This window comes from Paenibacillus sacheonensis, from assembly GCF_009909195.1.
Classification (GTDB): Bacteria; Bacillota; Bacilli; order Paenibacillales; family Paenibacillaceae; genus Paenibacillus_Z; species Paenibacillus_Z sacheonensis.
In genome coordinates this window covers 225206-248435 of sequence record NZ_JAAAMU010000007.1, presented here as the reverse complement: position 1 = coordinate 248435, position 23230 = coordinate 225206, and the positions used below count along the sequence as shown (strand labels likewise).

General features: G+C 58.9%; 11 protein-coding genes. 7 read left to right on the top strand and 4 right to left on the bottom strand.

The genetic code is table 11. The annotated features are described in order from the left end of the window. Nucleotides 1-122: 122 nt before the first annotated feature. The gene (locus GT003_RS15990) at nt 123-1283 is read right to left on the bottom strand and encodes a Ger(x)C family spore germination protein (RefSeq protein ID WP_161699503.1); all 1161 of its coding nucleotides are present in this window, start codon (nt 1281-1283) and stop codon (nt 123-125) included. After that, entirely contained in the window at nt 1270-2748 is a 1479-nt protein-coding gene (locus GT003_RS15985) for a spore germination protein (RefSeq protein ID WP_161699501.1), read from the bottom strand. Before GT003_RS15985 ends, GT003_RS15990 begins: the two co-directional genes overlap by 14 nt. A 315-nt stretch (nt 2749-3063) precedes the next feature. Here GT003_RS15985 and GT003_RS15980 point away from each other — a divergent pair, with 315 nt between their 5' ends. From GT003_RS15980 to GT003_RS15955, 6 genes are all read left to right on the top strand, one after another. After that, nucleotides 3064-5790: a peptidoglycan-binding protein gene (locus GT003_RS15980; RefSeq protein ID WP_161699499.1), complete on the top strand. Its 2727-nt coding sequence runs from the start codon at nt 3064-3066 to the stop codon at nt 5788-5790. Then, nucleotides 5790-7391 carry a peptidoglycan recognition protein family protein gene (locus GT003_RS33030; RefSeq protein ID WP_161699497.1) on the top strand — a complete coding sequence of 534 codons (1602 nt, stop codon included), beginning with the start codon at nt 5790-5792 and terminating at the stop codon, nt 7389-7391. Before GT003_RS15980 ends, GT003_RS33030 begins: the two co-directional genes overlap by 1 nt. A 430-nt stretch (nt 7392-7821) precedes the next feature. Further along, nucleotides 7822-8748 carry an RNA polymerase sigma factor SigJ gene (gene sigJ / locus GT003_RS15970; protein WP_161699495.1) on the top strand — a complete coding sequence of 309 codons (927 nt, stop codon included), beginning with the start codon at nt 7822-7824 and terminating at the stop codon, nt 8746-8748. Between the two features lie 88 nt (nt 8749-8836). Beyond that, the gene (locus GT003_RS15965) at nt 8837-9475 is read left to right on the top strand and encodes an HD domain-containing protein (protein ID WP_161699492.1); all 639 of its coding nucleotides are present in this window, start codon (nt 8837-8839) and stop codon (nt 9473-9475) included. A gap of 715 nt (nt 9476-10190) precedes the next feature. Then, on the top strand, nt 10191-11393 hold the full coding sequence (locus tag GT003_RS15960; protein ID WP_338045946.1) for a GAF domain-containing sensor histidine kinase: 1203 nt from the start codon (nt 10191-10193) through the stop codon (nt 11391-11393). 221 nt (nt 11394-11614) lie between these two features. Continuing rightward, nucleotides 11615-19915 carry a glycoside hydrolase family 94 protein gene (locus tag GT003_RS15955; RefSeq protein WP_161699490.1) on the top strand — a complete coding sequence of 2767 codons (8301 nt, stop codon included), beginning with the start codon at nt 11615-11617 and terminating at the stop codon, nt 19913-19915. 71 nt (nt 19916-19986) lie between these two features. Here GT003_RS15955 and GT003_RS15950 read toward each other — a convergent pair whose 3' ends face one another. Both GT003_RS15950 and GT003_RS15945 read right to left on the bottom strand, forming a co-directional pair. Next, the gene (locus GT003_RS15950; protein ID WP_161699488.1) at nt 19987-20616 is read right to left on the bottom strand and encodes a DUF2238 domain-containing protein; all 630 of its coding nucleotides are present in this window, start codon (nt 20614-20616) and stop codon (nt 19987-19989) included. A 185-nt stretch (nt 20617-20801) separates the two neighbouring features. Further along, a complete protein-coding gene (locus GT003_RS15945) occupies nt 20802-21671 on the bottom strand; it encodes an AraC family transcriptional regulator (protein WP_161699486.1) in 870 nt (289 codons plus the stop codon). 156 nt (nt 21672-21827) lie between these two features. Here GT003_RS15945 and GT003_RS15940 point away from each other — a divergent pair, with 156 nt between their 5' ends. After that, nucleotides 21828-23156 carry a sulfatase-like hydrolase/transferase gene (locus GT003_RS15940; protein ID WP_161699483.1) on the top strand — a complete coding sequence of 443 codons (1329 nt, stop codon included), beginning with the start codon at nt 21828-21830 and terminating at the stop codon, nt 23154-23156. The last annotated feature ends 74 nt before the right edge of the window (nt 23157-23230 follow it).

The window sequence follows — 23230 nt, the reverse complement described above, 5'->3', positions numbered from 1 at the left end:
CAGCCACCGCCGACAGCAAGCCGAATACGACGGCTTCTCGTCGATGGCGCTGCTTCCACAACCCAACGAAATGCCATATGCCATAGAGCAGCACGGCAGCCAATACGAGCGTTCTGGTCAGATCAGGGTCCTCCTATCACTTCGCTCATGCCGATCGTCGGAATCGCAACATCGACGCGTACGCGAATCGGCATCGTCGGATAGACGTCGGTTACCCATGTTTTCGATATCCGCTTCCACTCGTAGGGATGATGCTGCCTCAAATAGTCGGAGAAGCCGATAATGTCCGACTTCAATTCCCGTTGAAACCGGTTTAAGCTTACTTTCAAACGCTGCTCCATATATCGGCTTGCGGCTTCTTCGACGCCATGGAGCGTGGCCGGATCAGCCAAGTTTAATTTCTTGTCGATACTGGTAATGCTGCCCGACATCTCGATACGAATCGCGATGCCGGGTTTCCCCTCCGCGCGGACGAGGCTCATCGAACGCTTGCCCACCCGCATTCGCAGCGCGACGCGGCGGTCGTTGAATGGCACGTACTCCGCGAATTCGAGCGCTTTCCAATACTTCTTGTTGACCAAGATGTGAATGGAGAGCGTATCGTCGCCCGAGAGCCATTCCTTGAGCCTGCCTTGCTGAATGACGGAACCCCCGCTTAGAAAAAGCACCTCCCGATTACCGCCCATCGGCTTTGCCTTGCTTAGCTTTCCGGTGACGATCCCGCGATAGGGATTCGTATATTCGTTGACGATATCTTTAACGGCAAGCGTCAGGCTTTTGCCCCATAATTGCTCGTTCTTGACTTTGCCGAGCATTTCATTCGAAAGCAGGTCCCCGGTTTCGGCCCTGGTCCTCATTAACTCGCTCGCATTCCCTTGGGCGACGATCAAGAAGCTGGACAGTCGAATATCGCGCGATCGGGTCAGGAAGTCCACGACCTCGTAGAACGAACGGCGCGCGGCGCTCTCGCCGATGAGAAAGAATTTATCGTGCTGCCAGATCAAGACCTTGCCGGCGCGGCTCCGCAGGTTGCGGGCTGCCTCGAAAACGGAGGGGCCGGAAGCGCTCGCGATCCATTCCGGTTTTCTTGCCGTATTGCCCGCGGTGTTCGTGGATGCTTCGAGACAGTTGACGGTGAAAACATACAGCTGCTTCTGCTCGTCGTAATCGATCGCCGTCAGCATCACGAGCGCGATATCGCTGATCTCGCGAATATCAGAGGAACAGCCGGCCAGCATCGCGGACAATAGGAGCAGCAGCACGCCGCGCTTAATCGTCCTCATGCTTAGGCCCTCCAACCGCGGCGGGAGATGCCTGCGTCCGCGACAGCTTCCTGTGTTTGATCGGAAGCAGGATATAATGGCTCACGAAGTCTCGCCACCGCATCGGTTCAAGCGTCGGCAAGTACGACTTGCCGAAGGATTTCAGGGAACAGAGATGCAGAACGAGGGCGAAGAGGCAAAGCGAAATGCCAAGCACCCCGGTCCAAGCCGCGATGAACATGAGGGGGAACCGCAGCATGCGCATCGTAATGGCCGTATTGAAGGACGGAATGGTAAACGAAGCGATGCCGGTCAACGCAACGACGATGACCATCGGCCTGGATACGATGCCGGATTGAACGGCGGCCTCTCCGATGATCAGCGCCCCCACGATGCTGACGGATTGTCCGACCGTCTGCGGCAGCCGCACGCTCGCTTCCCGCAGGATCTCGAACGCGATCTCCATGACGAGCGCCTCGAGAAACGTGGGGAGCGGAATGCCGGCTTTCGCGGTTAGGAAGGTCAGCATGAGCGGAGTCGGAATCATCTCCAGATGGAAGGTCGACAGCGCGATGTAGATCGACGGGAGAAACAATGAAATAAACAGCGTGATCAGACGCAGGCCGCGAAGGAAATTGGCAAAGTAAAACTTCTCGTAGAGATCTTCGCTCGGATGCAGGAAATCGGTAAAGGCGGCGGGCACGAGCAGGACGTTCGGACTGCCGTCCGTCACGATCGCGACCTTTCCTCGGTTCAAAGCCGTCGTAACCCGGTCGGGCCGTTCCGTATTCTGGATTTGAGGGAAAGGAGAATAAGGGCTGTCTTGAATCCATTCTTCGATCTGGGCGCTGTCCGCCACGACATTCAGTCGTACCGCCGTTAATCTGCGCTCGACCTCTTGCAGCACGCCGGTATCCACTTGATTGTCCAAGTAAAGCACCGTCACGTCCGTCTGGCTTTCCTGGCCGATGCGATACGATTTGGATTTCAATCGGTCCGTCTTCAACCGGCGGTAGATCAACCCCAGATTCGTGTCGGCGTCCTCGATGAAACCCGCCCGCGGACCCCGCACGTTCACTTCCGTCATCGGCGCTCCGACCGCGCGTTTTCCATATCCCGGCAGGCGCATGCCCAGCGCTTCGGAACGACCTTCCACGCAGAGGACGAGCCCGGCGTCTGCGATGGTTCGCACCGCCACGTCCAGTTGTCCGAACGACTGCTCGAAGCCCTGCGCGCGCGCTGCTTCTTCCAGCGAATGCGCCGAGCCTCCGGCCGCGTGGAGATGCAGGCTGATTTGCGGAAGAATATGCTGTTGAAGCCGTTCCATGTCGATGAGGACGTTTAAATAGATCATCGCGGCGATAGGGATTCCCGAGCTTGATTCGATCGTATGGAAGACGATCTGTTCGTTGTTCGCAAACAATCGGCGAAGCGATTCCACGTTGCGTGCCACCGAAGGCTCGAGCGGTGTGCTGATTTTATCCATGCCTGCTTGCAAGCCTCCATCCGTCATCGTAGACGCCCATTCCTGCTCCTACGGGTATTCCTCTATTTGAGCAAGATTATACCAAGTGGACAAGCACGGCGCCCGGGTTCCCGACACCGCTCGACAACTCTAGTTCTTCCCGCATCGGCGAAACTTGAGCCCGTCTGCCCATGTAGCGGCGGCGCGGCCAACATACAATAGTAATTGGAAGATATTAGCATATTCTCCGAGGGAGGAGGCTTACGGTAGTATCGACGAAGATCGGCAGCTTCCGAATGCATTCTACATATCCCTAATGAAAAGGTGATCCCCTCCATGCTCAAAAAGTCCACCAATCTCATCGATTTCAAAAACATCCTGCCGTTCGACAGCGAGCTCTTCGGCGTGTATCAGCCGCTGCTCGGCTGGAAGTCGGAGCGCACTCTGAGGCGGTTCCGCAGGGGGCACGAGCTCGACCGGCGCAGGCTGATCTCGCTGCTGCAAAACCGTTACCGCGGCATCTATAAGCTGACCGGTGTCGAGGGACATGTTCGCGAGATCGAATATATCCATCCCGGGGAGCAGCCAGGGGCGGTCAAGGGCTTCGGCAGCTTCCTGCTTCAGGCCATCGCGGCGGAGCTGCCGCCGCTCGAGAAATACAAACCGGACATGTGGCCGGCATTCATCGACCGCGAGAAGCTCGACAAGCTGCTCAACACCGTCGTCCGCGAGGCGTGCATGAGCTGGTACGCCCAGCTGCTGCAGCAGGTCGCGAACGCGCAGCGAGCGGTCCGGCTCTCGGCCGCCGCCGCTTCGGAGGCGCTCGAGAAGAAGGTGAACGAGGAGTCCGTCATCGCGGGCATGCTGCTCTATATGGCCGACAACAAGCTGTACGATCAATTGCAGCAGATGTTCTACAAGACCGACGCCGACTTGGAACCGCTCCTGCAGGCGCTCTATGCCAGCGATCCGTTCGAGACGCTGGATCCCAAGAAGGATCTGGACCGCGTCGGATTGTCCCCGATCGGCATCGTGCACCTGTTCCGGCAATACTTCTTCGAGTTCGATACGTTCCTCGGCGCGCCCGTCGGTCATGTCTGGCTGAGCCCGGGGGCGTCCGCGGAGCTGATCGAGGTCAGCACGCGCAAGACGACGGTGGAGCGTTCGATCGAGCAGTCGACGGAGAGCGTCTCGCGCAGCGAGCTGTCGACGACCGATCAGGACGAATTGTCCGACAGCGTGAAGGAAGACAACCGGACGGACACGAAGTTCGGAGCGAACGCCAACGCGAAGGAGAGCTGGATCTGGGGCAGCGCCGAGCAGTCGGCGAGCTTCGACATGGGCACGACGCAGCAGAAGGCGCGCGAGCAGTCGCATAAGCATATGCGCCAGCAGACGGAGAAGCTGTCGACCGAGATTCGCAAGAACTTCAAGTCCGCGTTCAAGACGGTGACCGAGACGACCGAGACGTCCAGCAAGCGTTACGTTCTCGCGAACGAGACCGATCAGCTCATCAACTACGAATTCCGCCGCAAGATGCGACAGGTCGCCGTGCAGGTGCAGGACATCGGCACGTATCTCTGCTGGCAGACCTATGTGGACGAGCCCGGCAAGCAGCTCGGCGTGGCGGAGCTGATGCATATCGCGGCATCGCCGGACGTCGCCAACATCCCGCATCCCGATGCGGTCGTGCCGCCGGGGATGCTCGTCACGGACTACCCGATCGACATCTCGTTCGTGCAGACGTCCGAGGACGAAGGCGATAAGGACGAGGGTTATACGGACGGCAGGGAAGAGGATACGGATTTCAACGAAGGCGATATCGAGACGATTCAGGCGGATTTCCCGCAGACGGTCTTGGCGCAGCAAGCCGGCTACCGGCTGCAGAAGGTCAGCTTCGACACGTCGGGCGGCGATATCCAGCTGTCGGTCAAGAACCTGACGCAGGCGCCGAACAGCACCGAAGCGAAATTCACCGTGCACGTCAACCACGTGAATTTCCGGGGGAGCTCGCCGATCCGCGTCTTGGCGAAGCTGACCTGGATGCCGGACGAGACGATCGCCAAGCAGATCGAGGACCAGAACAAGGCCAACGTCAGCGCCTTCACGGCGAGGCTGGAGCAGGAGTACCGCAAGGAATTCGTGGAGGCGGCCAAAGAGCGAATCAAGCTGGCGAGCCAGATCCGTTCCCGCACCTTCGAGGATCTCCGCGAGGAAGAGCGGATCGTCGTCTACCGCGTGCTGATCCAAGAGCTGCTGACGAAGGGCATTCCGTTCCCGGACAACCGCACGCGCCACGCCGCGGCCGAGCTGCTCAATTCCATCTTCGACGTGGACAAAATGCTCTACTTCGTCGCGCCGGAGTGGTGGAAGCCGCGCGATCATTCCGGCCAATCGTTCGGGACGCTCGTGCCGAACGGGCAGATCGGCCCCGACGGGCAGCCGGTCATGGTGCCGGACGTCGCGACGAGCATTCCCGCCGACAGCCTGACGGGCTGGGGCGGGATGAACGAGATGCGCGAGGATAACTACTACATCACGGACGAATCGGATCCCGCGAAGCTCGGCAGCTCGCTCGGCTGGCTGCTGCAGCTGGACGGCGATAACCTCCGCAATGCGTTCCTGAACGCGCCATGGGTCAAGGCGGTCATACCGATCCGCCCCGGCAAGGAGAAGGCGGCGATGAACTGGCTGAAGCAGGTGGAAGGCATGAACGGCATCGGGCCGTCCGACATGTATGGCGGGAACGAACCGGACCTGCAGGGCAAGACGATGCTGGAGGTGCTGGATCTGCTGTCCGAGAAGGTCAAGGCGAAGCATGACAAGTCGATCAAGACAACGGATTATCCAGATCCCGATAACCCGGGAGATGCCGGCAGCACGGTCAGCGCGACGCCGGTCGACAAGGTTTACGAGCACGGCTTCTATCCGCTGCAGGGGGGCTTCCATGCGCAGATGGGCGACGACTTTGAAGTGTTCGATCAATGGATCGAGGTGCTGCCGACGGACCAAGTGGTCGCGGTCGAAGTGAAATACGATCCGAAAACGGGGAGACAGCTCTAGTGGGCAAGCCGAATACGCCGCCGAGGCCCAAGACGGCGAAGCCGGCCAAAGCCGCCAAGCCGAAGAAGCCGGTCAAACCGAAGGTCAAGCCGGCCGCGCCCGTCGCCAAGCGGAGCATGGACGACATGCCCGCGGAATCGCTGGAGGCGCTCAAGGAACGGGAGGCGGCGATCGAGGCTTCCGTTCCGGGTATCGTCAATCCCACGAAGGACGCCACGGTCGTGCTGTTATCGCCGTACGGGTATTTTCGCGTCGTGAAGTTCGACAATCAGGGCAATGCGGCGGACCGGCAATATTACCTTTACTTCACGAACAAGAGATCCGGCGGGGTGTTCGAGGTGCACGGCACGATCGCGTGGACGTACATGAACCAACTGCCGAATCGCGATAACGTCCAAGATTTTCCGATTCAGGATACCGTGACCGTCGGAACAAAGGCGCAGGACAGCTTGTCGGCGTTCAGCCGGCACGCACTGCTGTGGACGCAGGCGACGAACGGGGTAACGAAGCGCAATTACGTCGATTATGCCCCTTCCAAGGAGACGGTCTTCATCGCGTGCACGCGGGAAATCGACACCGGATTCCCGGCGACGCTCATCTATAAGAACTGGAAGGGCGAGAAGACCAACCAATACAAGCCCAACCGGTATATCCGGGATGCAGGCATGCCGACGCAGATTCTGCTGCATGAGACGGCGACGTCCGGCAGCATGAATATTTCCGGGGTGCGCATGGAGAAGAACTACTACCCGGTCCCGCATTTCTGCGTCAATAATATCGACAATAGCGGCAACGGCCAAATCTTGCAGTTTGTCGATATCGCCGAGAAGACGTATCACGGGGAGCTGCTGAACGACCGGTCCGTCGGCATCGAGTTCGTCAACGAGCCGCTGCAGGAGAAAGACCACCCCGATCTTGCGAAGAGCAAAGCCGGCGTTTATCTGAAAACCGTGCTGGACAAATATTCGAAGCTGCACATCCCGCTCGAGTTCGACGAATCCAAGGCGGATCAGACGCTGACCGTGAATAAGTCGGACCTCATCAACTGGAGTGCGCTCAAGACGATCGAGGTCGGCGCGGCCAAGACGAAGGCGGCGACGGAGAAGGACGGGGTCGTAACGCTGAAATTCGTCAAATCGGACAAATTCGAGCATTTGGCCAGCTTGATGCGGCTGCTGCAGGACAAGGGCGGTTTTCCCGGCCTCGATATCGACGCCGCTGAGCAGCACAGATCCGTCGTGACGGTCGACAAGAAGCAGGTATTCGTCTTCCAGCACGGGTACGATGGGAAAGAGAAGGAGAAGCTCTACCATTACGCGATCGACATCCGCCAGCGAGGCATCTATACGCACGGATTGATCGGCGGGCACCATGACGGGTATTTGCAAGGACTGTACATGTACCTGAAGCTGATCAAGAAACAGCAGCCGCTCGCCTGCCTGCAGTCGATGCTCGACATGATTGCGAAGAGCAAGCTGCCTAAGGATGCCAAACGGCCGCCGCTCAAGCTGAAGGAATTGCTGACGGTGACGAAAGGCAAGGAGGAAGTGCCGAAGTCGCCGAAGGAGATTACCATCACCAGCTACTTGGAGCTGCCGTAGTATCGGATGGGCAGGATACCAGAGCATACCAGGGCGAAGCCATTCAATTGCAGCAATAATACAAATGCAAAAATCTTGAATTCATGCAATTGAAGAATCCATGGAATTGAAGCAATTAATGAATCCGTGCGGTTAAAGAATCGAAGCAGTTCAAGCATTCATGCAATTCAAGAATCCGTGCAAGGAAAGAAGCCAAGCGGCAAACAGCCGCGCGGCTTCTTTCGTTTGCAATCGGAGCTGCGTCCTCTCAAGTTGGCCGGCATCGGAACCTGCCGGAATTTAGTACGTGTTACGTCAGCCGGTCAACATGATCGGCTGCTTTTTCGTGTTCAATAGATCGGGTACAAGTGGGAATTCGATATGGAATCGTGGTATTCTCAGTCGTAAGAAAGCGAGTGCGGTTCGCTTCGCGCGCAATGGCGTGTAAATCTTGAATGATCGGAACGGAGACGAAATGCTGGATACCCATGCCATATATAACCAATATCGGCCGCTGCTTTTCTCGATCGCCTACAGGATGCTCGGAAAGTCCCAGGACGCCGAAGATATCGTACAGGATGCGTTCGCAGCCGTACAACAACGGAATACGAGCGACGTGCTGCATATCAAAGCGTATCTGTGCAGGCTTGTCGCCAATCGCTGCTTGAACGAACTGAAATCTGCGCGAATGGCCAAGACCGACTATATCGGTCCATGGCTGCCCGAGCCGATCGTAACCGGGCCGGACGGCAATCCCGAGGAGGAGGTCGAGCTTAAGGACGACATTGCCTATGCCTATCTAGTCGTGATGCAGCGGCTGACCCCGACGGAAAGGGCCGTCTTCGTGCTGAGGGAGACGCTCGGCTTAGCTTTCGATGAAATCGGAGAGTGGATCGGCAAATCGGAGGCGAATTGCCGGCAGCTGTTCAGTCGCGGCAAACGCAAGCTGGAGACGAACAAATACGACGCCGGCGTGCCGATGGCGCCTGTTACGCCACGATTCCAAGCACTCAGCGAATCGTTCAGCGCGGCGTTTCGTGCCGGAGATATCAACGCCATCGTGGAATTATTAAGCGAAGACGCCATGCTGCTTACGGACGGCGGAGGCAAGGTCAATGCGGCCATTAACCCGATCGTCGGCCGGGATCGCGTGAAGGCGCTGCTCGCTTTCTCCATGACGAACTATCTTCGGAACGGAACGATGAAGAAGGTGGCCGTCAACGGCCAGGTCGGATTTATGGTGATGTTCGACGGAAAACCGTTCGCCGTGTACGCCTTCGCCATGCATCCTGAAAGCTCGGCCATCGCCCGCGTATACGTCGTTATGAATCCGGAGAAACTTCACGGTGCTGTCCGTTGGCTCGAAAGTCAATACTAGATTCGCAGGGCGCGTTGTCACAGACAGGACCTGTCAGTTGTCTGCTTTAGTGAACGTATCCAATCAACGTTAGAGGAGGAAGTAAACAATGACGAATCGAATCGCCGATATCAAGATTCCCGATAGCAAGCTGGCTCGCGAAGCTGCCGAATTGGTGCGGGAGCATGCCGACGATCTGCTGTGGAACCACTCGAACCGGGTCTATCTGTTTTCGGCCATGAGGGGCAACCGGAATCAAGTGAAATACGATGCCGAGCTGCTGTATATTAGTTCGCTGTTCCACGATCTCGGCCTAACGCCCGCATTCCGAAGCGCGGACAAGCGTTTCGAGGTCGACGGGGCGAATGCTGCCCGGGATTTCCTGCACAGCCGCGGCGTCCCGGAGGACTCCGTTCGGCTTGTATGGGATGCCGTCGCCCTGCATACGTCCATCGGAATCGTCGAATACAAGGAAGCCGAGGCGGCGCTTATGAATTTCGGCGTCGGCTACGACGTGGTGGGGAAGAACTTCGATTTCATCCCGGCGGAAGCACGTCAGCAAGTCGTCGAGGCTTTTCCTCGCAGCCAGTTCAAACAAAACATCCTGCATGCCTTCATGGAAGGCTTCAAGCACAAGCCGGAAACCACGTACGGAACGATCAATGCCGACGTGTGCGAACTGCTGCTTCCGGGATACCAGCGTCCTAACTTTTGCCACCATGTCCTTCATTCCCCATGGAATGAGTAACCGGCAATGGACTTGCATGAACGATAGATGAATACGTTCCGAACAGGCAGCCGGGGATTTCCGGCTGTCTTTGTCTGTAAGCTGCTTAAGGGATGAGCTTGATGAATGAGCTTCTGGAATGATGGATGAGAGGTATGGTCAAATGCCCTTTCTGTATAAAAGCCCAAGAGTTACATGTGCGGGGGCATATACTGCGATGTACCTAAACTTAAGGGGATGAACACATGGGTTATGGAATGGGTAACGTCGGCGGTATCGGTCAAGGCAATTGTGGACCTGGATACGGCGGGCACGTTGGAGGATTCGGCGCAGGCGGAATTCTTGTCCTCTTCATCTTGTTGGTAATCATTTCGCGTTCGGTTCTCTTCTAGTCGGAAACTCTTATATCCATGCTTAGGCCTATGGAACCTGCCTTGCCGGGTTCAATGAATAGCGTATGAGCGGTTCGATACTATAGCGTTTCAAACCATGAACGGGATGAAGTGACATCAGATCACTCATCCCGTTTGCGCTGCGCCGTGCATGGAGACAAGCAATTGAACGAAATACATAGCGGCTCGCCGGCCTCTAAGATAGGGGCGGTTTCAGCGAGGGGCGAGAAATGATGAATATAGGAGCAGCCTGCATATAACCGTCTATCGGCAAGAGATGCTATAATGGCAGAAGAGATAGATGGGAGGACAACGATATCCTGAAAACAGACTATATCGACGTATTGTCGATCGTCTCGAGCAAGCTATACGAATCGGCTGCCAAAGTCATGGAAAGCGCAAGCAGGATGATGCCCGCAAATACGTTCTGCATCGCGAATTTGGACAGCCAATCGACTAAAGTGATCAAAACCTTCAATCGAAGCGGCGTCATTTTGGAAGAAGGCCTTGTCATTAATAACGAAGAATCGTATTGCGCGTTAGTGACCGAGCATGCCAGAGGACCTCTCATTATCGAGGATAATCTTACCCATCCCCTAACCAGAGATATGGATGCAACGCAGTTCGTAGGAGGATGCTCCTTTCTCGGCGTTCCGGTATTCAAGGCGAACGGCGAAGTGTACGGTTCCTTGTGCGCATTCGATCAAGGGTACTACCGGTACGAGGAGAAGGACGTCCAGCTATTGCTCTCCTTGTCGGCGCTCTTTACGTCGTTTTTGGAAGTCGAAGTCGCGTTTCAACGGTTGAAAGAAGCGGAAGAAATAAATCTTCGGATGCTGGAGGAGAAATCCAATTTATTGACGATGCTCAATCATGAAGTCCGCTCGCCGATGGATGGCGTGTTAAGCATGGTCAGCCTGTTGAATACGACCGAACGAACCGAGGAACAAATCGTTTATATCGACTTGATCGAGAAGAGCGGCAATAACCTGCTTGCGATCATGGACCATATCGATCACTACGTTCAAATCGAAGCCGGCGCCGAGTTGGAGACGAGCCCCTTCGATATTCGAGAAGCCGTCGCCCATGTCATAAACATGCATGCCGATGAAGCGGCCGACAAAGGGATACGGCTGCATGCGCAATTTGAAATAAGCGACCAATTGATTCTGATCGGGGACAGCGCGAAACTGCATCTCATTCTGTCGCACCTCGTCCGGAATGCGATAAAATGCACCGAAAGCGGAGAAGTCGCCGTCTGCATCAAATTGATCTCCACGCGTGACGATATGGTCGACATCGCGTTCGAAGTGAGAGATACCGGGGTCGGAATTCCCGCCCTGCATCGGAAGCGATTGTTCAGAACGTTCTCCCAGGTGCACCAAGACGCGCATGCAGGCAAATACGGCGGCGTCGGGCTTGGCTTAACGATCTGCAAGCGGCTTGCGGAGCTGATGGAAGGTACGATTTGGCTGGAGCAATCCAGCGATGAGGGCAGCTTGTTTATTTTCAGGGTCGCTTTGAAACGACTTGTCCTGCAGGCATGATAACGTAACGTTGAACGATGGAACAAACCAACCGAAACCAGGTGTCGTCATCGGCATCTGGTTTTTTTGTCGTTTTGTTCGATTTTTCGTGGAAGTTCAGCAATCGATTTTATAAAATGCCTCCAGGATGGGAATAATTTGGTGGTCCATAGATTTCCAGATACACCGGACGAAATAGTCACATTTGCCGATTCCAGACCGATTTCTCCGGAGGAACCATAATGTCAACCACTAACGAACAACTCAGCCAGCGCGCGCACGAGCTGGCGCTGCAGCAGCATATCAAGGTAACGGCCGGCCATCCCGGCTATATAAAGAAGCAGTTCGACGCGGACATCGCGGGCATTCGGGCTTTCGTCGCCGACTTGCAGGACGACTCGGTCGCCTGCGGACAGCAGGCCGAGGAATGGCTGCTCGACAACGCCGAATTCATCGAAGAGCAGGCGCTGGACGTCAAGCTCCATCTCGGCAAGGCCGCGCTTGTCCATCTGCCGCGTTTGCGCGGGGAAGGACGATTGCGCGTTCACGCGCTCTGTCTAGCCTTTCTCGATCTGGTAGACGGCATTCTGGACGAAGGAACGCTGCGGACGTTCCTGAGCGCTTATCAGGAAATATCCGTCCTGACGCTGGCGGAAACGCGGTCGATTCCGATCATGCTCAAGGTGTCGCTGATCGGGAAGATCGCCGAAGCCATGGTATTGGTGCGGGATAGACGGGAAGTATGCAGCCAGGTACAACGGCTGCTGAAGCGGATCGATCCCGCCAAGATGAGCACCGATGCCATCGGCGCGGCGCTCGATGAAGCCGGGCAGAGCGAGCCGTTGTCCGGTCCTTGGGCCGCGCATCTCATCAGCCATCTGCGGGAATGGACGGGCGATTCAGCCGTCGTACGCGAATGGCTCGCCTGCAAGTACGAGAACGGCTCCGAGGATCTCGACCGCATCGTGACGTACGAGGCCAAACTTCAAGCCGCTTACCAGATGAAGGCAGGCAATCTGATTACGAGCCTGCGCAGCAACGAGCGGAGGGATTGGGCGGAGCTGTTCAAGGAAATCAGCATGCTCGATCGCACCATGCGCGAGGATGCGACGGGCATCTACGCCAGGTTGGACGAGGCCAGCAGGCACGAGATCCTAAACCGGGTCGAGACGCTGGCCAGGCGGATGCGCGTGCCGGAAAGCCTCGTTGCGTCGCAATCGCTCGCGCTGGCCCTTCAAGCTTCCGAAACCGGCACTCTGCATGCGGGAACGACCGACAGCAGGGATACGGGAGAAGCTCATCCGCCAGCAGAGCTTCCGCGGCAAGCCTTTGCGGCGTATTACGTCTTCGAGCCTGCAGGCGTAACCCGCTTGGTTCAGGCGTTGAAGCTGTGCAGCCAGCCGCGCAATATGCCGGCCGAACGTCTGGCCGGACGCGCGCCGATGAATTATTTCATCTCGCTGACGGGACTGTTCGCGCTGCTGTTGATCGCATTGGCGGCTTGGGTCGTCGATTGGAACGTGATTTCCTCCGCCGGCATGGCGGCCGTTCTGCTCGCGCTGCTGTTTCCCGTAAGCGAGTGGGTCATGACGTTCCTGCATTTCGGCATCGACCGCATCTGCCGGACCAAGCCGCTGCTGCGCTATGACTATTCGAGCGGCATCGAGCAAGGCGCCGCGACGATGGTCGTCATACCGGCCATATGGTCGACGGTCCAAGAAGTGGAGGAGCTTGCCGACCGGCTCGAGATTCACTATTTGGGCAATCGGGACCCGAATATCCATTACGCGCTCCTGGGCGATTTCACGGACGCGAAGGAAGAACGCCTCCCCTCGGACGAGCTGCTTATCGCCGCGGGCAAAGCGCGCATCGACCGCTTGAACCGCATGTACGGGGGAGAAAGCGGCACGACCTTCCATTACTACCAACGGACCAGGCAGTGGAATCCCGGCGAAGGCGCCTTCATGGGCTGGGAGCGCAAGCGGGGCAAGCTGGTCGAGTTCGTGGAGCTGCTTCGCGGCAGCGGAGACACCAGCTACGAGGTGATGCACGGCGATCGGGAGGTGCTGCCCGGAATCAAGTATCTGATCACGCTGGACGCCGATACCCAGCTGCCGCTCGGAAGCGCCCAGCGGCTGATCGGCACGCTGCATCTGCCGTACAACCGGCCGCGCTTGAACAAGGAGGGGACGAGGGTCGTGGAAGGCTACGGCGTCCTGCAGCCCCGCATCGGCACCAGCCATGAATCCGCCATGCGTTCCCGGCTGGCTTATTTCTGGTCCGATCCGGGCATCGACCCTTACGCGTTCACGGTCTCCGATCCGTATCAGGACGCGCTCGGCGCGGGCATCTTTACGGGCAAAGGGATTTTCGACGTGAACGTATTCGCCCAGCTGCTCGGAGAGCGAATCCCGGACAACACGGTGCTTAGCCATGATTTGCTCGAAGGCGGATTTATGCGCGCGGCGCTCGTGTCCGACATCGAGCTGATCGAAGAGCATCCGTCCACGTTTCTCTCCTTTCAGAAACGGATGCACCGCTGGGTGCGCGGGGACTGGCAGCTGCTGTGCTGGCTCCGCGCCAAGCTTTGCGACCGGCGGGGCGTGCTGCAACCGATCGACCTGTCGCTGCTCACCCGCTGGCAGATCGTCGACAATCTGCGGAGAAGCCTGCTGCCGATCGCGCTGTTCGTGCTGTTCGCGCTGGCCGTCACCGTACTGCCCGGTTATCCGGCGCGCTGGCTGACGCTTCTGTTCGCTACGCTGCTGCTGCCCTTGATCAGGCAGCTGGTCGGCATGAATCCCGCGGACGCGCAGCCGAAGCGCCTGATATCGACGTTCGTGCTGGCCGTTATCGGATTCTGGACGCTGCCGTTCCAGGCGGCCGTGCTGCTGAACGCCATCGTCAAGACGGTATATAGAGTGGCGTTCAGCAAACGCCGGATGCTGGAATGGACGAGCTTCTCGCAGACCGAACGAAGCCAAAGCATGGCTCGTCGCAGCACGATTCTAGGTGCCGGCGGCGGCTATGCCTTGATCGTGTTGTTCGCGGCTGCGGCCGTCTTGCAGCCGATTGCCGGACTCCTGTGGTTCGGTCTCGCTCTCTGCCTCTTCTGGGCGCTCGCTCCGCTTGCGGTGCGCTGGTTGGATCAGCCCGTATTCGAAGCGGACCGGCCGCTCGAAGCCGCGGATGCGGAGCAGCTGCGCGGGCTGGCGAAGGAGATTTGGCAGTTCTACGAGGACTTTGCCGGGAAAGAGGATCATTTCCTGCCGCCGGACAATGTACAGATCGAACCGTCGAACGGCGTCGCTCACCGGACGTCGCCGACCAATATAGGGTTCCTGCTTACGGCAGCCGTAGCCGCGAGAGAGCTGGATTTCATCACGACGCCGGTGCTCGTGGAACGATTGGAGCGTACGGTAGGCGTCATCGAGCGGATGGAAAAGTGGAATGGGCATTTGTACAACTGGTACGATACCACGACGCTTGGACTGCTCCATCCGGCTTATGTCTCGACGGTGGACTCCGGAAATTTCGTGGCCAGCCTGATGACCGTCAAGCAAGGACTGCTTCGCTGGCTCCAAGAGGACGGCTGGGTCAAAGGCGCGCGGCGGACTCCGGGTTATGCAGCCGCTGCCGGCACGGAGTTTGCCGTCGAGCTGGATCAGATCCGTCCGGAGGACCTCTACGAGACGCGGCAAGAAGCGCTGCATCAGGACATGGCGGACCTGCCATCCGGGATCAACGCTTGGCTCGGCCGCGGCTATGAGCTCGTCGAACGCTTGGAACGGCTGATCGTCTCCACGGACTTCCGGCAGCTATATGACGACAAGGCCAAGCTGTTCGTGCTCGGCTACCATGCAGATTCGGGCCGAAGGGATACGATTCTGTACGATTTGCTGGCGTCGGAGGCGAGGCAAACCAGCTTCGTCGCCATCGCGCTCGGTCAAATCTCGGTCGCCCATTGGTTCGCGATCGGCCGCACGTCCAAGAAGCAGGGCAGCCACACGGCGCTCATCTCTTGGTCCGGCACGATGTTCGAGTACATGATGCCTTGGCTGATCATGCGCACTTACCCGGGAACGGTCTGGGACAGCACATACCGCGGCGTCGTGCAGCGCCAGATCGAATACGCGAAGGAACGCGGCGTACCCTTCGGCATCTCCGAATCGGGCTATTACGCGTTCGATTACCAGCTGAATTACCAATACCGCGCCTTCGGCGTGCCGGGGCTTGGTTTCAAGCGCGGGCTCGAGGAAGACCTTGTCGTGGCGCCCTACGCCGCGATCATGGCGCTCCCGTTCGCGCTGCGAGAAGGCTTGGACAATCTAGCTCGGCTGGATCAGATCGGCGCGCGCGGACAATACGGGTACTACGAGGCGATCGACTTTTCCGCCGGCCGCATGCCGCAGGACGAATCCTGCAAAGTCATCCGAAGCTTCATGGCGCATCACCAAGGCATGAGCCTGCTTACGCTGGCGAACATGCTGGTGCCGTCGTGCATGATCGATTATTTCCACGCGGATAAACGCATCCGGGCTGCCGAGCTGCTGTTGATCGAGCGGATTCCGCCGAAGTCGGCGATCCTGAACCGCGAGCTGCCGGGACGGACGAGAAGGGCCGGCGATCCGAAGCCGGCGCATAACGCGCCGCTGCGCGAATTCGAGACCGTGCCCGCGCCCATGCCCGAAGCGAACGTGCACGGCAACGGCTCGCTGACGACGGTCTTGACGGAAACAGGCAGCGGCTTCATCCGGTACAACGGCCTTGACTTGACGCGCTGGAGGGAGGATCCGGTCACGGACCCTTGGGGCAGCTTCATGTACATTCGGGACGTGGCGAAGAATGCCTGCTGGTCCCCGTCCTATCAGCCCTGCCGCAAGGATGCGGACCGACAGAGCGTGCAGTTCCTGCAGGAGCGGACGACGTTCCAGCGCGCGGACGACGGGCTGCTGACGAAGCTGGAGGTGACGGTATCGGCCGAGCATAACGCGGAGATCCGCCGGTTGACCTTGACCAATACGACGCAGGAGGCGCGCATCGTCGAAGTGACGACGTACATGGAACTTGCCATGGCGGCGCATGACGCGGACAAGGCCCATCCGGCCTTTACCAAGCTGTTCGTACAGACGGAGTTCGATTCGGAGTCGCAGTGCCTGCTCGCGCGCAAGCGCCCTCGCAATGAAGGCGAGCCTTCCCTGTGGGCGTTCCACGCATTCGGAGACGGCGACGGCGCTCGGGACGGAGTGGAGTTCGAGACCGACCGCGCGGCCTTCATCGGCAGAGGAAATACGCTCGCGAAGCCGCGCGGATTGGACGCCCGGCTTGGCGGCGCGGTCGGCTCCGTCGCCGACCCGGCCTTTATCATGCGCAGACGTGTCCACGTGGAGCCCGGCAAGCAGGTCAGCCTGACGGCCGTTACCGGCGCCGCCGACAGCAAAGAGCAGGCGCTGGAGATCGCGGCTCAGCTATCGACGGCCGGACAGGCGGAGCGGTCCTTCCAGCTGGCATGGACGCGAAGCCAGATCGATTTGCAGCATCTGCGCATTGCCGACGCCGACGCGGCCGCCTATCAGCTGCTGGCAGGACGCATTCTGTTCGCATCGCCGCTTCGGCCCGAGCAGGAGGCCAGCATAGCAGCGAACGCGAAAGGCCAGCCGGGACTGTGGGCGCACGGCGTCTCGGGCGACAGGCCGATCGCCCTCGCGCGCATCGAAGATACGTCGAGTCTGCCGTTCATGAACAAGCTGCTGGTCGGCTATGAATATTTGCGCCGGAAAGGGCTGTTCTTCGATCTCGTGATCTGGAACGAGTCGTCCGGCGGCTATCAGCAGGAGCTCCGGGACGAGCTGCAGCGGATGATCGGGCAATACGTGCAAACTCAAGGCAGCGGCGCCGGCGTGCATATCGTCGCGGCATCCGCGCAGCCGGACGAGGACAAGCATCTGCTGTTCGCCGCGGCACGGCTGCTGCTGCATGCGGACGGACCGAGCCTGAGAGCCCAACTGCTGCCTCGCGAGCCCGCTCATGCCGGGCAAGCGGCCGAATTGGCGCCCATTGCGCCGCCCAATCGTTATTCCGAGCAGCCGGCGCGCGACGAGAGCGGCGGACTGTTCTTCAACGGATACGGGGGCTTCTCGCCTGACGGCGGGGAGTACCGGATCGTGCTGCAGGGCGGTCAGCAGCCGCCCGCGCCTTGGATTAACGTGGTCGCGAACGCGAATTTCGGCTTCCTGGCCTCCGAGCTGTACACCGGCCATACCTGGTGGCGCAACAGCCGCGAATGCAAGCTGACGCCATGGTCCAACGATCCGGCCCTAGATCCGCCTGGCGAAGCCGTCTACGTACGGGATGAACTTAGCGGCGAATACTGGGGCATGGTTCCATCCCGGAAGAAGGAATCGACGGGGGTCTATACGGTGGCGCACGGACAAGGTTATTCACGCTACGAGCATGACAGCCATGGCCTGCATCACGAGATGACAGCGTTCGTCCCGCCCGAAGATCCCGTCAAGATCATCCGGCTGCGGCTCGCCAACGGAACGAACGACACGCGGAAGCTGTCCGTGACGTATTACGCGGAATGGGTAATCGGCGTGCACCGCGAAGGGAACGCCTCCAGCATCGTTACGGAATGGGACGCGGAACGGCGTATTCTGCTTGCGCGGAACACGTATCAGGACACGTTCCGCGACGCGACGCCGTTCCTCGCGCTCCGTCCGCGGACGCCGGGGACGAGCGAATCCTGGACGGGAAGCCGGTTGTCGTTCATCGGGCGGGATGGCGACCTCGAAGATCCCGCCGCCATGCGCAGGGCGCGGCTCTCGGGCGAGACGGGACCGGTGCACGATGCCTGCGGAGCCGTGCAGGTCTCCGTATCTCTAGAGCCCGGCGAGGATGGCGTCGTTTATATCCTGCTCGGCTGCGGCGATTCCCGAGAGTCCGCGGCGCGACTGGCGGGCAAATACGGAGAAGCAGATGCCTGCGAGCAGGCGCTGAGGGACATGCGCGCGCTCTGGAAAGACGTGAACGGTACGATCCGGGTCGCCACGCCTTCGGCCGAGATGGACATCATGCTGAACAACTGGCTGCTCTATCAGTCGTTGTCGTGCCGAATGTGGGCGCGCACCGCCTTCTATCAGGCGGGCGGCGCCTTCGGCTTCCGCGACCAGCTTCAGGATTCGCTGGCCATGCTGCACATCCGGCCCGATATGACGAGGGAGCAGATCATCCGCCATGCTTCGCATCAATACCTCGAAGGGGACGTGCAGCATTGGTGGCATGAAGAAACGCATCGCGGCATCCGTACCCGGTTCTCGGACGATCTGCTCTGGCTGCCGTATGCCGTCGTCCGTTATCTGGAACATACCGAGGACGAGAGCATCTTGTCTGAACTCGCGCCTTTCCTGCAGAGCGAGCAGCTGAAGGAAGGCGAGCACGAACGCTACGAGGAGACCGTCCAATCGCAGGAGAGCGGCACGATTCTCGAGCATTGCTTCCGCGCGCTGGATCGCGCGCTGCGGTTCGGCGAGCACGGGCTGCCGCTCATGGGCATCGGAGACTGGAACGACGGCATGAGCAACATCGGCCCGGAAGGGCGCGGAGAGAGCGTATGGCTGGGCTGGTTCCTGGGCGATGTCCTGCGCGGCATTGCCGGCATCTGCGAGAGGCGCGGCGATCGGGATCATTCGGAGCGTTATATGAACGCCCGCCGCGAGCTGGAGAGCGCCATGCAGGAAGCGGCCTGGGACGGAAATTGGTACCGCCGCGCGTTCACCGATGCCGGCGATTGGCTCGGATCCGTTCGCAACGCGGAATGCCGAATCGATGCCATCGCCCAATCCTGGTCGGTCATCTCCGGAATGGCGCCGCCGGAGCGCGCGCAGCAGGCGATGCGCTCCTTCGACCGCGAGCTGGTCGACCGCCATCTCGCCGTCGCGCACATCTTGACGCCGCCCTTCGACAAAACCAAGCCAAGCCCTGGCTATATTCAAGCCTATCCGCCCGGCATACGGGAGAACGGAGGCCAATATACGCACGGCGTCATCTGGAGCATCGTAGCCTGGAGCATGCTCGGGGACGGGAACAAGGCGTTCGAGCTGTTCCATATGTTCAACCCGATCACGCATACGAAGTCGGCGTTCGAAGCCCGCACCTACGTAGGGGAGCCGTACGCCATGACGGCCGACGTCTACACGGAACCGCCGCATCGCGGCCACGCGGGCTGGACGTGGTATACCGGCGCGGCAGGTTGGATGTACCAAGCGGGCATCGAGTGGATATTAGGCTTGAAGCGGAGAGGGAACAGGCTGTTGATCAATCCCTGCATTCCAGCCGAATGGCCGGAATTCAGCGTCACGTACACGTACGGGCGAACGGCGTACCGGATCAACGTCTACAATCCATCGCGCCGGTCGGGCGGGTGTACGGCTTTGCGGATCGACGGAGAGGAAGCGGAGATAAGCGCGCACTGGATGGACGACAGTCCGTTTATCGCGATGGAGGACGACCAGAAGGAGCATGTGATCGAGCTGACGCTTTAGAAGGGGAAGATATGCAGACGCTCAAATCGCAGCATTAAACACGAAAAGCCGCATTCATGCGGCTTTTTGCGTTATTCCGATGACATTCGCTCATGAATCTTCCTGGCATGCAGGCGACCGACGCATACAAGGCCGATAATCGCGCCGCTTAACGCGGAAATCATGTCCCACTGCGCATCCCATCGATCGCCCTGCATGCCCAAAAATTCGTCTGCATTTCCTCCGACGCATTCGTAGGCTGCGAATTCGGCAATTTCATACAAGCTGCTCACGGCAAGCGTGCAGGCAATCGCGATGGCAATCGGCCATTTCCCCGGCTTCATCAGATGCAGTCGAAGCAGCAATTCCCTGGCGGCAAATGCCGGGATGATGCCCTGAAATCCATGACCCAGACGATCGAAATGGTTTCTCTTCCAATGAAACCATCGCTTCAATTCGTTAAAGGCAGGTACGCTCTCATAGGTGTAATGGCCGCCGATCAAGACGAGAATCAAACTCGCCGCGAGCAGCCCGTAGAACAAATCAGTGAACCTGAACGTACGAAAGGTTGCGCATAGAATGATCACGGTGACGAGCGCGGGCGTGACTTCGGCGAACCAGATCGCGTAATCGCGCGGCCGAATGACGGACCAGACGGTAAATCCGATGAAAACCAAAAGCATCGTAACCGGGACGATGTAAGTCCTTGTCGAGGAGAACATTCGTTACTCCTTCCTGTGGGTTGTCCGTGCAGGCTTTCTGCTGGGAACCCGATCGCGCTGCTTGCCTGCCCGCGGATTATTCCGGATTCCAGTATCCATTGTTCCTTGAATGCGGCAGCGTCATTCACGACCGGCAGCGGCTGTTCGGATACGCGACTGAGCGCATTGAACGTACCGCGCAGGCATTATGGCTGAATCGAATTGTCGTGATGGTCAACCGTCTTCCGGCTGCGCTCCCGGAATGCGCTCGGCGTGATTCCGAAATGTCTGGTAAACGAACGCGAGAACGTAAATAAATCGGAATAGCCCAGCGTCAACGCGGCCTGCGTGATATTCATTGCGTCTTCGGACAAGAGGCGGGCCGCTTTGTCCATGACCCAGCGGCGTTTATATTTGGAAGGGGATACGCCGAATCTGCGGGTGAAACTACGCGTGAAGTGGCTGCGGTGGACGCCTGCCCATGCGGCCAAATCGTCCACGGTCAGATTTTCCGTGCCGTGAAGATGAATGTACGCCTGTACGGCGTCCAGCCAATGCGAGGAGGGCGCGAGCGTATCCCGTTCCTGAGGATCGATGCTCTGAAGCAGCCGGTAGGCGAGAGACATAAGCGGGAAGCTGCGATCGCTTCGAGACGCTCTCAGCTCGTCCAGCGCCTCGTGCACGATATCGAGCGAAGTCCGGTTGAAGGCGCCATTCCGGTAGGGGCGGTCGGAAGCGAGACCGACGCGGGCCAAGACGTCCGGCATCTGGTCGCCCTTGAAGGCAGCCCACATAAGCTTGACGGGCGGGCTGTCGTCCGCCTCGACATACGTATAGACGGATCCGGGAAAGAGGCAGAAGAGATCGCCTTCCGACAGGACGACGGAGCTGCCGTTCCAACCGAATTTCACTTTGCCGAACGCAACGAAATGAATACTGTAGAACTCGACGGAACGAGGTCCGACCTGCTGGGTGAAATCGTATTGATAACCGGCTTTGAGCAGCCATAAGCCCATCTTCGTCTCGAATGGGGCCGGGTAATGAAAGCATTCTTCTCTGACTAGCCGTCGGTTCATGATCGCCGATTCGCTCCTCTCGCGCTGCACGCTCGTTCCATCGTACACCAGGGATGCAACAAATTGTATAACAATTGCAAGATGCGGACATTCCCGATCGCGCGTGCGGACGGTACCCTTAGTATAGGTAATTCGAAACCGAGAGGGGAATGGAAGATGGAAGAGACGAATGGGCGCAAGCCGAACCTCCTGATCATTTATTGCGACGATCTGGGTTATGGGGATCTAGGCTGCTACGGCTCGGAGACGGCCAAGACGCCGCATCTGGATCGTTTGGCAGCCGAAGGCATCCGATTCTCGAATTGGTATTCCAATTCGCCTGTCTGCTCGCCGTCCCGCGCGGCGCTGTTGACGGGCCGCCATCCGGCGCGCGCCGGAGTGAACGAGATTCTGGGAGCAAGGCGAGGGCTGCATGGGCTGCCGGCCACGGAGGTGACGCTGGCGAAGGCGCTTCGGACCGAAGGCTATCGCACCGCCCTGTTCGGGAAGTGGCATTTGGGCGTGTCCGAGGAGACCGGACCCAACGCGCACGGGTTCGACGAATTTTTCGGCTTCAAGGCCGGCTGCATCGATTTCTACTCGCATATTTTCTACTGGGGCCAAGGGCATGGGATCAATCCGCTTCACGATCTGTGGGAGGACGAGACGGAGGTCTGGGAGAACGGGCGCTACATGACCGGGCTCATCACCGAGCGCTCCGTCGATTATATTCGTCGTCAGGCGGAACGGGACGAGCCTTTCTTCCTGTATGCCGCGTACAATGCGCCGCATTATCCGATGCATGCGCCGAAGGAATACATGGATCGATTCGCGCATCTCCCATGGGACCGACAGGTGATGAACGCGATGATCGCCGCAGTGGACGACGGAGTCGGAACGATCGTGGAGGAATTGAAGCGTACGGGCAGCTACGACAATACGATGATCTTCTTCTCCAGCGACAACGGGCCCTCTCCCGAGAGCCGGAACTGGCTGGACGGCACGGAGGACGCCTACTACGGCGGCAGCGCGGGCATCTTCCGCGGGCATAAGTTCAGCTTGTTCGACGGCGGAATTCGCGAACCCGCCATCCTCAGCTGGCCTGCGGGACTGGCGGGCGGACGGGTGAGCGACGAAATGACGGCAATGATGGACCTTATGCCGACGTTCCTCGATTTGGCCGGTATCGACGCCGGGGCCGGACCACTCAAGGATATCCGCATCGACGGCCGCAGCCTGAAACCGATGCTGGCGAACGGCGAACCGTCGCCGCACAAGCAGCTCTTCTGGGAGTATCAAGGGCAATTGGCCGTCAGGGAAGGCGACTGGAAGCTCGTGCTGAACGGAAAGCTGGACGGCAGTCTTCCGCAGCCGGATTGCGTGCATCTGTCGGATCTGTCGCAGGATCCCGGAGAGCGGATCAATGAGGCCGGTCGGCAGCCGGAACTGACGGAACGCCTGACCCGGGCGGCGCAGGACTGGTTTGCCTCCCTGATGGAAGATTGACAGGATGGATCAAGGTACCGCGAGCGCGGACGTTTAAGCAAAATTAACATTTTATGGTACTTGCAGACTATTCA

Excerpts from the sequence above, each read along its gene's own strand:
- GT003_RS15990 (WP_161699503.1), bottom strand. The coding sequence starts at position 1,283 with ATGAGGACGATTAAGCGCGGCGTGCTGCTGCTCCTATTGTCCGCGATG.
- GT003_RS15985 (WP_161699501.1), bottom strand. The coding sequence starts at position 2,748 with ATGGATAAAATCAGCACACCGCTCGAGCCTTCGGTGGCACGCAACGTG.
- GT003_RS15980 (WP_161699499.1), top strand. The coding sequence starts at position 3,064 with ATGCTCAAAAAGTCCACCAATCTCATCGATTTCAAAAACATCCTGCCG.
- GT003_RS15965 (WP_161699492.1), top strand. The coding sequence starts at position 8,837 with ATGACGAATCGAATCGCCGATATCAAGATTCCCGATAGCAAGCTGGCT.
- GT003_RS15955 (WP_161699490.1), top strand. The coding sequence starts at position 11,615 with ATGTCAACCACTAACGAACAACTCAGCCAGCGCGCGCACGAGCTGGCG.
- GT003_RS15950 (WP_161699488.1), bottom strand. The coding sequence starts at position 20,616 with ATGTTCTCCTCGACAAGGACTTACATCGTCCCGGTTACGATGCTTTTG.
- GT003_RS15945 (WP_161699486.1), bottom strand. The coding sequence starts at position 21,671 with ATGAACCGACGGCTAGTCAGAGAAGAATGCTTTCATTACCCGGCCCCA.
- GT003_RS15940 (WP_161699483.1), top strand. The coding sequence starts at position 21,828 with ATGGAAGAGACGAATGGGCGCAAGCCGAACCTCCTGATCATTTATTGC.